Origin of the sequence: Halalkalibacter oceani (assembly GCF_040544555.1) — a bacterium.
Lineage (GTDB): Bacteria > Bacillota > Bacilli > Bacillales > Bacillaceae_D > Halalkalibacter > Halalkalibacter oceani.
Genome location: NZ_JBEPKD010000007.1, coordinates 55,322 through 68,878 on the forward strand (window position 1 = coordinate 55,322; position 13,557 = coordinate 68,878).

The window sequence follows — 13,557 nt, forward strand, 5'->3', positions numbered from 1 at the left end:
CTTCATATTTTTGCATACGAATGCAGGAAGGGGGATTGTGAGTGGCGGTTTTTTTGAAGGAAGGGAAGGCCCAAGGAGAAATAAAGGAAAATGATGAGAAAATCTCTCAAATCGTAAGAGACATTCTTAGACGAACGGAGAGAGAAGGAGATCAAGCAGTTAGAGAATTATCGGAACAGTTCGATAATTGGTCTCCGCCATCCTTTCGTTTAACAGAAGAACAAATCAATCACATTATGCAGGCGGTTCCGAAGCAAACCTTAGAGGACATTAAGTTTGCGCAAAGCAATGTCCGGCGTTTTGCCGAAATTCAACGTGCTTCCATCACGGATGTTGAAGTGGAAACTTTACCGGGAGTTGTATTAGGGCATAAGAATATTCCGGTAAACAGCGTCGGCTGCTATGTTCCAGGAGGGCGCTATCCGATGGTCGCTTCTGCCCATATGAGCATCCTTACGGCGAAAGTGGCGGGTGTGAAGCGTATTATTGCATGTACGCCTCCGATTCAGGGAGCAATTCCGGAAACAACAGTAGCTGCCATGCATATGGCCGGAGCAGATGAGATTTATATACTTGGTGGCATCCAGGCTATGGCGGCGATGGGAATCGGCACAGAGACCATTGATAATGTGGATATGCTTGTCGGACCAGGAAACGCCTATGTTGCTGAAGCAAAAAGGCAGCTGTACGGTCGGGTTGGGATTGACTTATTTGCCGGACCAACTGAAACGTTAATCATTGCTGATGAGTCGGCTGATCCGGAGTTTATTGCAACAGACTTGCTGGGGCAACTGGAGCACGGTCCTACCTCTCCGGGCGCATTAATTACAACATCAAGAGCGATTGCAGATCAAACGGTTATGGAAATGGAACGGCAGCTAAAGACACTGGCGACAGCGGACATTGCCGGCACTTCATGGGAAGAATACGGTCAGATTATAGTAGTTGATAGTCTGGAAGAAGCTTTAAAAGAGGCTGATAGGCTGGCATATGAACATGTTGAAATTTTCACCGAAAATCCGGCTTACTTTTTAGAAAATTTGACTAACTATGGCGCTCTTTTTCTTGGTCCGGAAACGAATGTGGCCTATGGAGATAAAGTCATCGGAACGAATCACACGCTGCCGACCAAGGGAGCAGCCCGCTATACAGGCGGATTATGGGTAGGGAAATTTCTGAAAACATGTACCTATCAAAAAGTAACAAAGGAAGCAAGTGTCTGCATTGGAGAATATGCAGCGCGGCTTTGTCAAATCGAAAATTTCTCCGGGCATACGGAGCAAGCCTTACTGCGGATCAGGAAATACGGCGGAAAAATTAGTAAGTAGTAGCTTATTTTTTTGCCCGTCGGCTAAACGTTTAGCTAAACGTTTAGCCGACGGAGCCTATTCATAAGGGGAGAAACAAAATGAAAGAAGTCGTGATTGTAGGGATGGCACGAACAGCTGTTGGGACAATGGGGGGAGCGATTAAGGACGTAGAGGCTTCTGAATTGGGAGCTGTTGCGATACGTGAAGCTATACGACGTGCAGGAATTTCAAATCAACAGGTTGATGAAGTCGTTATGGGCTGCGTTGGACAGGTTGCCGAAAATGCCTTTGTTGCCAGAATGAGTGCCATTAAGGCGGGGCTGCCAACCGATAGCACAGCTTACACGGTAAACAGATTATGCGGTTCAGGTCTTCAGGCTATAAACAACGCCGTTCAGCAGATTCAGACAAATAATGCTGAAATCATCGTTGCTGGCGGGACAGAGAATATGGATTTATATCCATACTATGTTCGGAAGGGAAGATATGGGTATCGCTACGGTCACGCTGAACTGGAGGATGGACTTATGACAGCGTTAACGGATCCGTTCGGTAAATACGCAATGGGAGTAACGGCGGAAAAGGTAGCCAAAAAATACAATGTTACACGGGAGCAACAAGATGAGTTCGCCTATCACAGCCAAGTCAAGGCTTTGCACGCAATCGAAAGCGGTTACTTTGATGAGCAGATTGTACCGGTCGAAATTAAAGGGCGTAAAGGAGAGATCTCGGTCTTTGATAAAGACGAACATCCACGCCAAACATCCCTGGAAAAGCTCGCAAAGCTACGCCCGGCATTTCAGGAAGGGGGAACGGTTACTCCCGGTAATGCGTCAGGAATCAATAACGGGGCAGCGGCTCTTGTCTTAATGTCAAGTGAAAAAGCAAAGGAACTTGGGTTGAAACCGATCGCCTATATACGTGAACAGGCGGTAGCGGGTGTCGATCCTGAAATAATGGGAATCGGTCCTTCTCCAGCGGTGAAATTACTGCTGAAAAAAGCCGACCTGGCACTGGACGATATCGACTTAATTGAATTAAATGAGGCATTTGCCGCTCAGGCGCTGGCGGTCATTAACGATTTAGAGGCTGATAGCGCGAAAGTAAATGTAAATGGCGGGGCGATTGCATTGGGACATCCGATTGGCGCTTCGGGGGCGATTATTACCATTAAGCTTCTATCAGAACTAAAGCGACGTGGGCTAAGGCTGGGAATTTCAACAATGTGCATTGGCGGAGGGCAAGGCATTGCGACTATCTTTGAAATGGCAGATTGATCGAAAGGTGGCTCAACAATGATTAGTCTTACAGGAAAAACAGCAATTGTAACCGGATCTGCCCGGGGGCTTGGTCGTGGAATCGCCACTAAGTTGGCATCATTAGGCAGCCATGTTGTCGTAAGTGATATGAATGAAGAGGGAATCGATCAAGTCGTGAAAAGCATTGAGGAGCAAGGCTGGAGCGCTGAAGCTTATGTTTGCAATGTGACAGACGAAAAACAGGCTGAGAAAATGATTGAGCAAATAGCATCGAACCATGGCCAGCTTGATATTCTTGTCAACAATGCCGGGATTAACAGAGATGCTCTGCTTTATAAAATGACCCATGAACAATGGGACGCTGTTATTAATGTGAACCTCACCGGGGTTTTTAACACGATGCGACCCGCCAGTCAGATCATGAGAGAACAAACATCGGGACGTATTATTAATATTTCTTCTGCCAGCTGGCTCGGGAATGTAGGTCAAGCAAATTATGCGGCTTCTAAAGCAGGCGTTGTCGGGATTACAAAAACAGCAGCCCGGGAGCTGGGGAAAAGGAACGTAACAGTCAATGCGATATGCCCAGGCTTTATTGAAACCGATATGACTAAAGGTGTTCCGGACCATGTGTGGGATTTAATGATTTCAAAAATTTCACTGGGGAGAGTCGGAAAACCTGAAGATGTTGCCAACTGCATTGCCTTTCTTGCTTCTGATCAAGCTTCATATATTACGGGCGAAGTCATAAACGTTGGTGGAGGAATGATTTTGTAGGCTTTCTTAATTCAATACATGTGAGGGGGAGTTTTAAGATGAAGAAAAGAAATGGTTTTCTAGCGTTTGGATTCAGTACGTTGCTGTTACTAGCGGCTTGTGGCGGGGGAGAAGAAGCGAGCAGTGGAACCGACAACCCAGAAGGGGGTTCAGCAGAGCAGGCTGGTGAAAGCATTCAGTTCGATGTCAGTCTCCCGCTCGGTCCAGGGTCCCACCAGGATGTAGGCGTTCAAGCATTCGGAGAAGAATTGGAACGGTTGTCAGATGGCCGATTGACGATTAAATCCCACCATAATAATTCACTTGGCGGCGAACGGGAAGTCGTTGAAGGAATGTCAATTAATTCGATTGATATAGGGATTACATCGACAGGACCATTAGGTGGCTTTGTTCAGGAGTTCTTTATGTTTGATATGCCATATCTGTTTAATGATTATGATCATGCATACGCCGTGCTCGATAGTGAGATTGGGGAGGAATTGGGCGCCAAGCTTGAGGAACAGGCAGGGGTAAAAATTCTCGCATGGATGGAAAATGGTTTTCGTCATGAAACAAACAGTGTCCGTCCCATTCATTCACCGGACGATTTAAAAGATATTAAGCATCGAACACAGGAGTCAGAAGTGCAAGTGGATACATGGACAGCCCTTGGGACAAATGCTACTCCGATGGCCTGGCCAGAAGTATACACAGCTTTGCAGCAAGGAGTGATGGAAAGCCAGGAGAATCCGCTTCCGACTATTTACGATGTGAAATTTTTTGAAGTACAGGACTATTTGGCAATGACGCAGCATGTTTATTCCCCGGCACCGCTCATGATGAGCAAGCAGCTGTTTGATTCCTTATCGGCAGAAGACCAAGCGATCATTATGGAGGCAGCAGAGATTGCGTTACCAATTCAGCGTGAGGCAAGTCAGCAGCAGGCGGAAGAAATGAAGCAAATGCTGGCAGATGAAGGGATGGAAGTAACCGAACCCGATTTAGAAGCGTTTAAAGCAGCGGTAGAACCAGTCTATGAAAAGTGGGCTCCGCAAATTGGTGAAGATGTGATTGAGCAAGTACGTAATTTTGAATATTAAAAGAAGAAGAGTTGACTCAGAAAGCCGTTACCAATGAAAAGAAGCGGTGGTTCCATGCTGCAAAAGCGAGCAGGTAGAAGCACCGTTTCTGTTCCCTTTAAACTGGTTGTTCAGCATTTATCCGCCGCTTTGGAGATGTGTCAAAAGGAAACAGCCCTTTTTGACACATCTCCTATCATAAAGGAGGCAATTAAAATGACTAGAGTCCTTAAAGGATATGTACGTGCAATGGATATGGTCAATATGATAATTGGTTGGATTTTGGCTCTTTTGCTTGGGATTATGACGATTTTGATTACGTGGCAGGTTTTTGCGAGGTTTGTCGTTGGAAATTCGTTAACTTTTTCGGAAGAGATCGCCCGATTTTTAATGATATGGATTACGCTCTTAGGAGCAGCGTATGCGATGAGGCAGGGGACATTAATAGCTGTCGAACTGCTGCCGGATTATTTAACGGGGTTAGCTCAAAAAACGATTCGCATTCTGGCCCATCTTATTTCCCTTGTCTTTTACTTGATCTTAATTATTTTTGGCTGGGAAATTGCTCAATCCGTGTCCTTTCAAAGAGCCCCGGCAACTGCTATTTCCATGTTTTGGCCAATGATTAGCGTATGTGTGGGTGGTACGTTTCTGTTCTTGAATACGGTTGTTGTGATGATTGAAGAGGCGATTGGAAAGGAGGAGAAATAAAATGGTTGCACTTCTTTTTATCCTACTTATTTTGTTATTTGCTTTAAGTGTACCCATTGCAACGTCTCTTGGACTGGCGACGGCAATTGTTGCCTGGCAGGGCGATGTATTTAGTTTACAGGTCATCCCTCAGCAAGTATTCAATTCTATTAATTCATTCCCGCTTATGGCGATTCCGTTTTTCATTTTGGCGGGTTACTTAATGGAAACAGGAGGGATTTCACAAAAATTAATTGATTTTGCGAGTACACTTGTCGGCCATATTAGTGGCGGATTGGCGATGGTTGCTATCGTTACTTCGATGTTTTTTGCGGCGATTTCGGGCTCCGGCGCTGCCACGACAGCAGCAATAGGGGCAATCATGATTCCGGCGATGGTCGCCAAAGGCTATGAAGTTCGTTATGCCAGTGCCAACCAGGCTGTCTCAGGTGCTCTTGGCGTCATTATTCCTCCGAGTATTCCTTTGATCTTATATGGAATTGCGGCACAAGTGTCTGTAGGTGATATGTTTATGGCCGGAGTGCTGCCGGGGGTGTTCGTTACCGGGACACTTCTTATTTCAGCATATATTGTAGCCAAGAAAAAAGGCTATAAAGGGGTGGAGAAAAGTAATGTTAAAGAGGTATTCAAAGCATTCAGGGGGGCAATTCTGTCGCTATTAATGCCGCTTATTGTATTAGGCGGGATTTATGGTGGAGTGTTCACTCCTACAGAAGCAGCGGTCATCGCGGTTGTTTATTCGTTTATCATCGGTTTCTTTGTCTACAGGCGGATCAAAGTGAAGGACCTGGTTACAATTTTCCGCGATTCTTCGGTTACAACTGCGATTGTGATGATTGTAATTGGAACGGCTGGATTATTTAGCTTTTTTATTAATCGTCTCGGTGTGCCAACGATGATTTCAGAATTTTTCTTAAGTATTACATCTAGTGTCTTCATCTTTTTAATATTAGCAAATATTTTATTGCTGATAACTGGAATGTTTATTGAAGCAGCGGCAGCGATTTTAATTTTAGTTCCAATTTTACTGCCGATTTCCACAAGCCTCGGAATTGATCCGGTTCACTTTGGAATTATTATGGTTGTCAATCTGGCTATCGGTCTCATCACTCCACCAGTTGGCATTAACTTATTTGTGGCGTCACAAACAGCAAAAATAAAAATTTCAGCGATTTCAAGGGCGATCATTCCGTTTGTCATTATCTTGTTCGTTGACGTCTTAATCATCAGCTTTCTTCCGATCATGTCCCTGTGGCTTCCGTCAATTTTAAATTAAAGAAACGGAGAGAGAAAATGAGTTATTCCATTGAAAACAGTATAAAAGGAAAAGTCTGCCTTATTACAGGAGGTACAAAAGGAATAGGGAAAGAATGTGCAAGGCAGATGGCGAAAATGGGAGCAAAAGTCATTGTTATTGGTAGGCATGAAAAAGGGCTGAACGAGGTGGAAGAGGAACTGAAGCTCTCTTCTCCAGAAAGTGTCGCGATAAAAGCAGATATCTCTTCTCTTGCTGAAATCAAAGAGATGTTTCTTCAGGTGAAAAACAGGTTTGGAACCGTTGATGTGCTGGTGAATAATGCCGGTACAAATATAAGGACGCCGGCCATAGAAGTAACGGAAGAAGAATGGGACACCATTATAAACCTCAATGTAAAAGGGGCATTTTTCTGCTCACAGGAAGCAGCGAAATTAATGGATCCAGGGAAAGTGAATAAAATTATTAACATTTCATCGCAATATGGTCATGTTGGCTCAAGTAACAGATCCGTTTATTGTACCAGTAAGGGGGCCGTCGAGCTTCTGACGAAATCACTGGCCGTCGAATGGGCCCCTCATATTTTAGTGAATGCCGTCGCACCGACATTCATCGAGACTGAATTAACAAAAGGGCTCTTTGAAGATGAAAAAACGCGGAAGAGTCTATTGGAGCGTATTCCACTGAAACGGGGCGGAACCGTTAAAGAAGTAGTAGGGGCAATCTTATATTTAGCCTCTGATTTATCAAATATGACTACAGGTTCATCATTGCTGGTTGATGGTGGCTGGACGGCAGGAAGCTAACAACTATTTGGAGGGGAAATGATATGGAGGAGCTGTCAGTGTTAGGAGCGGGGACAATGGGGCATTCCATCGCCATTTCAGCCGCTCTGGCCGGAATGACGCCCGTGGTTTACGGAATCAACGAACTTGATTTACAAAGGGCGCAACAGAATGTAAGGGAAAAATTAAATGTGTTAACAGCCGAAGGGCTGATCCAATCTGATGAAACTGAAGCTGTACGGAATAGACTTCGATATACAGACTCGCTGCAGGAAGCTATTGAGAATGCGACTTTTATTATTGAAGCAATTCCTGAAAATCTTACCTTGAAGCAAAACTTATTTCACAAACTGGACGAGAAATGTGCAGAAGGAGTGATTCTTGCCAGCAATACGTCAGGCTTGAGCCCGACGGAGATAGCATTGAGAACAACCAAGGCGGAAAGGACGGTAGTGACTCATTTCTGGAATCCTGCTCATCTCATTCCGTTAGTTGAAGTGATCAGAGGACAACGAACATCTGAGCAGACAGTGGAGAGAACATTTCAATTACTTCATTTTATGAAGAAAAAACCAATTGAAGTGAAGAAGGATATTTTAGGCTCTATTGTGAACCGGCTGCAATATGCCCTGTTTCGCGAAGCGCAACACATCTTAGCGCTTGGTGCGGCATCTAAGGAGGATATCGACGCGGCTGTTGTTTACAGCATCGGCAGAAGATTACCAGTAACAGGTCCTTTTTTAACGGCGGATATGGGTGGGTTGGATGTGTTTGACACTATTTCAGAGTATTTGTTTACAGACTTGTCAAAGGCGGACCACTCCTATGATGAGATAAGGGCATTGGTGCAAGAAGGAAAATATGGTCAGAAAACAGGCGAAGGTTTCTATGTATGGACCGAATCCTTTACGAAAGAGATGAATCAAAAGCGGGAGCAAATGTTAATTCACTTTTTGAAGGAGGATGACAAGCTCCAGTAAGAGAGCGCTGCTGCTTAGGCGCCAATGCGGGAGACGGCATGCGGACAGCATGAAAAATAAGTGGTGACAAATAATGGGGGGAGAGCAATGAAAGGAAAAGTTGCGATTGTAACAGGATCGAGCAGTGGAATTGGAAGAATGATAGCGCTTCGGCTTGCGAGGGAAGGGGTCAATATAACAATCAATTACTCCTCATCAAAAGACAAAGCAGATGAAGTAAAAGAGGAAGTTGAGAAGCTGGGAGTAAAGTGTATTGTCGTTCAAGGCTCTGTCGCTGATGAAAGAACGGCCGAGAAGCTCGTAAACGAAACGCTTACGGCATTTGGTCAGATTGATATTTTAGTAAATAATGCCGGCACGACTCATTTCGTTGAGCATGATGATTTACAGGGAATGAGGTCTGAATATTGGGACAATATGGTAGGTGTAAATGTTAAAGGAATGTTCTTTTGCTGCAGGGCGGCTGCCGACCAGTTAAAAAGGCAAAAGGGCTGCATCATAAATATAACATCGGTAGCAGGACAAACCGGGCTGGGCAGCTCAATCGGTTACGCTGCTTCGAAAGCGGCAGCCAACAGCATAACAAAATCTTTAGCGAGAGTGCTGGCTCCGGAAGTAAGAGTCAATAGTCTTGCTCCCGGAGTAGTCGCGACAAGATGGATTGAAGGGCACGAAAAGCAAATGAAAGAATTAAGTGAGGCTACCCCGCTTGGACGAATGGCAACGCCAGAAGATGTCGCAGAGGCCGCCTTCGGTCTGATCGCCCATTCGCCATTCGTCACAGGTGAAATCCTGAGAGTTGACGGTGGCATGTTTATAAATTAATAGAGGAAGGGATGAAGTAACATGCAAAAAATTGGAGTGATCGGAGCAGGTTTAATGGGGGCAGGAATTGTTCAAGTAACAGCAGAAGGCGGTTACGATGTAACATGGGTGGATATTTCCGATGACCAGTTGATCAGGGGAATGCATTCAATCAACAAACTGCTGGATCGGGACATTGAAAAAGGACGTAAAACGAAGCAAGAAAAAGAAAAGGTAATGAATCGAATTTCATCAACCAGTCAAGTTCAAACTTTAAAGGATGCTGATCTGATTATTGAAGCCGTACCGGAAAACCTGGATTTGAAGAAAAGCGTGTTTCGCGAAATCGATCAAATCGCCAAAAAAGAAGCTGTCTTTGCTTCAAATACGTCAGGATTATCTATTACGGCAATGGCCGCAGTAACAAAGCGGCCTGAACAGTTCGTCGGCGCGCATTTCTTTTTTCCGGTAACGAAGATGGAGTTGCTGGAAATTACACCGGGGCTTTTGACTTCAGCAGAAGCTGTTCAGAAAATGAAACAGTTTTCCAGTAAAATTAATAAGACAGCTGTTGAATGTAAAGATTATCCTGGCTTCATCGTGAACCGCCTTCTCATTCCAATGGTCAATGAAGCAATTTATCTTGTTATGGAAGGTGTAGACCCGGAGGATATAGATGCGGCCATGAAACTGGGAGCGAATCATAAAATGGGGCCGATTACGTTAGCCGATTTTGTCGGATTAGAAACGCTCCTGGCAACGATGCAGGGATTGTACGATGGATTTCAGGATTCGAAATATCGTCCTTGTCCACTTCTTGTGAAAATGGTGGAGTCCGGTAATTTAGGACGGAAAACCGGCAGAGGCTTTTATAAATATGACGGGAATGGAAACAAATTAATCGAAGAAAAAAATCAGGCGGCCGTACAGATAACTTAATCGCAGGGGGAGCCAGCATGAATTTTAACGATCTTCTCTATGAAAAGAAGGATGGCATAGCAATTATCATGATAAACCGGTCGGAAGTATTAAATGCATTTCGGGCGTTAACAGTAAAAGAGCTTATCAAAGCGTTTCAACTGGCATGGGACGATCAGGACATTGGAGCTGTCATTTTAACTGGCAGTGGCAAACGGGCATTTTGCAGCGGCGGTGATCAAAAAGTGAAAAATGAAACCGGCTATGATGGAGCAGGAGGACTTGGCGGCGGGCTTGGGTTAGAGATTCAAACTCTGCATCAAATGATTCGCCAAATTCCCAAGCCCGTGATTGCTGCTGTTAACGGCTATGCGATCGGCGGAGGGCATGTATTGCATGTCATTTGCGATCTGACCATCGCTGCGGAAACGGCTGTTTTCGGTCAAACGGGTCCTAAAGTGGGAAGCTATGATGCAGGTTACGGGACCGCATATTTGGCAAGGGTTATCGGTGAAAAAAAAGCCCGGGAAATCTGGTATTTATGCGAACAATATGATGCAAGAGAAGCGAAAGAAATGGGATTGGTTAATAAAATTGTGCCGGAAGAGCAATTGATGGAAGCAGCGCTCGAATGGGCGGAGAAAATTGTCAACAAAAGTCCGACGGCCCTGAAGATGATTAAGTATTCATTTAATGCTGACTCAGCAAATATAGAAGGAATTGCCCAATTGGCGATGGGGAGCCTGCCCTTGTATATCCAAACGGAAGAGGCGGCGGAGGGAAGGCGGGCATTTCAAGAAAAGCGGGAAGCTGACTATCGAAAGTTTAGAAAATCGTAACCCCTTTTTTGAGGGCGGCTACACATTATTGTCTAATGTAAAGACCACGTGCTACTATTAATGAAAAACGTTTAGTAAATTTTTTCATCTTTCCAGCTAAACGTTTCGCTAGGAGTGCACACTATGGTTACGATTAAAGATGTAGCAAAAGCAGCAAATGTGTCCATCGCCACTGTGTCCGCGGTTATAAACCGTAATAAATATGTCAGTGAGCCATTAAAGCACAGAGTAGAAAAGGCAATCGAAGAACTTGGCTACCGTCCTAATAAAGTAGCGAGAAGCTTAAAAAAGAAGGAGACCGGTTTGATCGGTGTAATTGTGACGGAGATTACAAATCCGTTTTACCCGAGGCTGTTAAAAGGAGTCGAGGACGCTGCTATTACGGCCGGTTATAATGTTCTTCTTTGTACGACCGGTGACGATCCTGATAAAGAGTATGAGCTCGTTCAATCGATGGTAGATCAGGGAGTCGACGGGATTGTGCTTGGCACAGTCGATCAGCAACATTCCCAAAGCCTGGCATTTCTAAATAAGATAGGGATGCAACATGTGCTGGTCAACCGCTCTCCTGAACAATATGCAGGGACGGTGGTAAGGATTAACAGCTTCCTTGTCGGCGAATTAGCCGCAACTTATTTAACTGAACTTGGTCACCGAAATATTGCTTTTATCGGTGGTGATCGCTTAAATAGCTGGGAGCGTGAAAAGGCATTTATCGATACTCTTTCTTCAATGGGGATTTATTTGCCTTCTGAAAGAGTGATCAGCTCAGAATATTCAATGGAGAAAGCGTATCAGGATATTCAACCATTGATTAAAAGCGGGCACATACCGTCAGCTATTTTTACAGCGAGCGACGTTATGGCGTTCGGAGCGATTAAAGCACTGCAGGATGCCGGTTATAGGATACCGCATGATGTATCCGTCATCGGTTCTGACAATATTCCTTTTGCAGAAGACTTCAGGGTTTCCTTAACAAGCATTGATGCAAAGGCCTATGATATAGGAAGAAATGGGTGTGAATTGTTAATAAGTGCGATTCAGCAAAAAGATGAATATCAACCTGCGCAGCTATACTTAGAACCGGTTCTAATTGAAAGAGAAAGCTGCAGGCAAAAGGAATAGAACGCGAAAAAGTCAACAATATGTGAAAGGATGTTCAAAATGGCGAAACGATATCAGGCTGCTGAACTTGTTCAACATATAAAAGATGGCTGTACCGTTGCACTGGTAGGCTTTGGAGGCATGGGGCAATGCGATAAAATTTTGCAGGAGCTAAGGAAACAATTTAAAGAGACAGGTCATCCAAATCAATTAACGATTTACCATACTGCCGGGCAATCCGGGAGGACCAACGGGATTGAACATATTGCAGAGGAAGGGCTGATTGCCAAAATCATTGGCGGGCATTGGGGGCTTGCCCCTAAAACACGCGAGCTGATTGAACAAAATAAAGTAGAGTGCTACTGTTGGCCACAGGGTCAGCTGACTCATCTGCTTCGCGCGATGGCAAACAAAATGCCGGGGCATATTTCGTCCATCGGCCTAGGGACTTTTGTCGACCCGAGAATAGAAGGCGGCAAATTTAACGAGCGTACAAAAGAAAAAGAAGACTTAGTAAAACTCATTCATATTAATGACGAGGAATTTCTATTTTATTCAGCGATCCCATTTGATTACGTGTTTATCCGTGGCACGAGCATTGACGAAGAAGGGAATATTACGACAGAAGAAGAGCCGATTAAGCTGGAAATATTATCGGCGGCGCAAGCAGCAAAGGCATATGGAGGTAAAGTGATTGCTCAGGTGAAATACACGGCTAAGAAGGGCTCTTTCCACCCAAAGGATGTCGTCGTTCCAGGCTATTTGGTAGACGGATATGTGGTCGCGGAAAATCCGGAAACGGAACACCGCCAGGCCCCGCTTACTATTTATTCACCTGTTTTTACGGGAGATATAAAGACTCCGGTCAAGGAAATCGAGCAGGCGCCGCTTGATAGTAGAAAAATGATCGGCAGACGGGCCGTCCAGGAATTGTTCGAAGGAGCGGTTGTGAACTTGGGAATTGGCATTCCAGGAGATGTAATAGGACCGGTTACAAGTGAAGAAGGAATAAATGAAGATTTAAAGCTTACGCTTGAATCCGGTATTATAGGCGGAGTGCCGATAGGTGGTAATTCATTCGGCATTGCAAGAAATGCCTCGGCTATTTTAGACCATGAATATCTATTTGATTATTATCATGGGGCGGGTGTCGATATTACTTTTATGGGAGCGGCTGAAGTTGATCAAAGTGGAAATGTGAATGTATCCAAGTTTGCAGGGAGACATATTGGGAGTGGAGGATTTATCGATATTACGCAATCCGCAAAGAAGGTTGTCTTTTGTACTACCTTTACAGGAGGAGGACTCCAGGTAACATGTAAAGCCGGTCAATTAGTGATTGAACAAGAGGGCTGCTTTAAGAAGTTTAGTAATGAAGTTCAGCAAATTACATTTAGTGGTCAGTATGCCGCGGCGAGGGAAAAGCGGGTAATGTATGTGACGGAGAGAGCGGTATTTGTTTTAACAGCAGAAGGGGTAATGTTAACAGAAATTGCACCAGGGATTGATCTGGAAAAAGATATTTTAAAACAAATGGCGTTCAAGCCTGTTATATCCCCTCATTTAAAAGAAATGGACAAAGCGATTTTCAGAGAAGAACCAATGGACCTAAAAAAGAGCTGGCAATTAAACAAAGTGTCGACACAGCTGATTTAAAAACGCCATGCAAAGTTGGAACATTGAATAGCGAAAGGCTAGGGCAAAAGGGTGTTTTACCTTTTGCCCTAGCCTCTTAGCAATATGCGTACGCGATTTAG

13 protein-coding genes are annotated in these 13,557 nt (G+C 44.6%); all 13 read left to right on the forward strand.

Features of this window, described 5'->3' with window-relative positions; genetic code table 11:
* The first annotated feature begins 41 nt into the window (after window positions 1-41).
* The gene (hisD, locus tag ABMB67_RS09965) at window positions 42-1,328 is read left to right on the forward strand and encodes a histidinol dehydrogenase (RefSeq protein WP_354571967.1); all 1,287 of its coding nucleotides are present in this window, start codon (window positions 42-44) and stop codon (window positions 1,326-1,328) included.
* An 80-nt stretch (window positions 1,329-1,408) separates the two neighbouring features.
* Window positions 1,409-2,587, forward strand: a complete 1,179-nt coding sequence (locus tag ABMB67_RS09970; RefSeq protein ID WP_354571968.1) for an acetyl-CoA C-acetyltransferase — start codon at window positions 1,409-1,411, stop codon at window positions 2,585-2,587.
* An 18-nt stretch (window positions 2,588-2,605) separates the two neighbouring features.
* Window positions 2,606-3,346 (forward strand): 3-oxoacyl-ACP reductase FabG, encoded by a 741-nt coding sequence (gene fabG / locus ABMB67_RS09975; RefSeq protein WP_354571969.1) that lies wholly within the window; start codon window positions 2,606-2,608, stop codon window positions 3,344-3,346.
* A gap of 38 nt (window positions 3,347-3,384) precedes the next feature.
* A complete protein-coding gene (locus tag ABMB67_RS09980; protein WP_354571970.1) occupies window positions 3,385-4,425 on the forward strand; it encodes a TRAP transporter substrate-binding protein in 1,041 nt (346 codons plus the stop codon).
* A 195-nt stretch (window positions 4,426-4,620) separates the two neighbouring features.
* Window positions 4,621-5,115 carry a TRAP transporter small permease gene (locus ABMB67_RS09985; RefSeq protein WP_354571971.1) on the forward strand — a complete coding sequence of 165 codons (495 nt, stop codon included), beginning with the start codon at window positions 4,621-4,623 and terminating at the stop codon, window positions 5,113-5,115.
* Window position 5,116: 1 nt separating this feature from the next.
* Window positions 5,117-6,391: a TRAP transporter large permease gene (locus tag ABMB67_RS09990; protein ID WP_354571972.1), complete on the forward strand. Its 1,275-nt coding sequence runs from the start codon at window positions 5,117-5,119 to the stop codon at window positions 6,389-6,391.
* 17 nt (window positions 6,392-6,408) lie between these two features.
* Window positions 6,409-7,176: an SDR family NAD(P)-dependent oxidoreductase gene (locus tag ABMB67_RS09995; RefSeq protein ID WP_354571973.1), complete on the forward strand. Its 768-nt coding sequence runs from the start codon at window positions 6,409-6,411 to the stop codon at window positions 7,174-7,176.
* Between the two features lie 23 nt (window positions 7,177-7,199).
* The gene (locus tag ABMB67_RS10000) at window positions 7,200-8,135 is read left to right on the forward strand and encodes a 3-hydroxyacyl-CoA dehydrogenase family protein (protein WP_354571974.1); all 936 of its coding nucleotides are present in this window, start codon (window positions 7,200-7,202) and stop codon (window positions 8,133-8,135) included.
* An 87-nt stretch (window positions 8,136-8,222) separates the two neighbouring features.
* On the forward strand, window positions 8,223-8,960 hold the full coding sequence (locus ABMB67_RS10005; RefSeq protein WP_354571975.1) for an SDR family NAD(P)-dependent oxidoreductase: 738 nt from the start codon (window positions 8,223-8,225) through the stop codon (window positions 8,958-8,960).
* Between the two features lie 21 nt (window positions 8,961-8,981).
* Complete coding sequence (locus ABMB67_RS10010) at window positions 8,982-9,878, forward strand: 3-hydroxyacyl-CoA dehydrogenase family protein (RefSeq protein WP_354571976.1); 897 nt, start codon at window positions 8,982-8,984, stop codon at window positions 9,876-9,878.
* A 17-nt stretch (window positions 9,879-9,895) separates the two neighbouring features.
* Complete coding sequence (gene menB / locus ABMB67_RS10015; protein WP_354571977.1) at window positions 9,896-10,696, forward strand: 1,4-dihydroxy-2-naphthoyl-CoA synthase; 801 nt, start codon at window positions 9,896-9,898, stop codon at window positions 10,694-10,696.
* Between the two features lie 123 nt (window positions 10,697-10,819).
* Window positions 10,820-11,821 carry a LacI family DNA-binding transcriptional regulator gene (locus ABMB67_RS10020; RefSeq protein ID WP_354571978.1) on the forward strand — a complete coding sequence of 334 codons (1,002 nt, stop codon included), beginning with the start codon at window positions 10,820-10,822 and terminating at the stop codon, window positions 11,819-11,821.
* A 39-nt stretch (window positions 11,822-11,860) separates the two neighbouring features.
* Window positions 11,861-13,456, forward strand: a complete 1,596-nt coding sequence (locus ABMB67_RS10025; protein ID WP_354571979.1) for an acyl CoA:acetate/3-ketoacid CoA transferase — start codon at window positions 11,861-11,863, stop codon at window positions 13,454-13,456.
* Window positions 13,457-13,557: the final 101 nt, after the last annotated feature.

What these genes read in the sequence shown, in the direction of transcription:
- ABMB67_RS09970 (WP_354571968.1), top strand. Translation starts at nt 1,409, where the DNA reads ATGAAAGAAGTCGTGATTGTAGGGATGGCACGAACAGCTGTTGGGACA.
- fabG (WP_354571969.1), top strand. Translation starts at nt 2,606, where the DNA reads ATGATTAGTCTTACAGGAAAAACAGCAATTGTAACCGGATCTGCCCGG.
- ABMB67_RS09980 (WP_354571970.1), top strand. Translation starts at nt 3,385, where the DNA reads ATGAAGAAAAGAAATGGTTTTCTAGCGTTTGGATTCAGTACGTTGCTG.
- ABMB67_RS09985 (WP_354571971.1), top strand. Translation starts at nt 4,621, where the DNA reads ATGACTAGAGTCCTTAAAGGATATGTACGTGCAATGGATATGGTCAAT.
- ABMB67_RS09990 (WP_354571972.1), top strand. Translation starts at nt 5,117, where the DNA reads ATGGTTGCACTTCTTTTTATCCTACTTATTTTGTTATTTGCTTTAAGT.
- ABMB67_RS09995 (WP_354571973.1), top strand. Translation starts at nt 6,409, where the DNA reads ATGAGTTATTCCATTGAAAACAGTATAAAAGGAAAAGTCTGCCTTATT.
- ABMB67_RS10000 (WP_354571974.1), top strand. Translation starts at nt 7,200, where the DNA reads ATGGAGGAGCTGTCAGTGTTAGGAGCGGGGACAATGGGGCATTCCATC.
- ABMB67_RS10005 (WP_354571975.1), top strand. Translation starts at nt 8,223, where the DNA reads ATGAAAGGAAAAGTTGCGATTGTAACAGGATCGAGCAGTGGAATTGGA.
- ABMB67_RS10010 (WP_354571976.1), top strand. Translation starts at nt 8,982, where the DNA reads ATGCAAAAAATTGGAGTGATCGGAGCAGGTTTAATGGGGGCAGGAATT.
- menB (WP_354571977.1), top strand. Translation starts at nt 9,896, where the DNA reads ATGAATTTTAACGATCTTCTCTATGAAAAGAAGGATGGCATAGCAATT.
- ABMB67_RS10020 (WP_354571978.1), top strand. Translation starts at nt 10,820, where the DNA reads ATGGTTACGATTAAAGATGTAGCAAAAGCAGCAAATGTGTCCATCGCC.
- ABMB67_RS10025 (WP_354571979.1), top strand. Translation starts at nt 11,861, where the DNA reads ATGGCGAAACGATATCAGGCTGCTGAACTTGTTCAACATATAAAAGAT.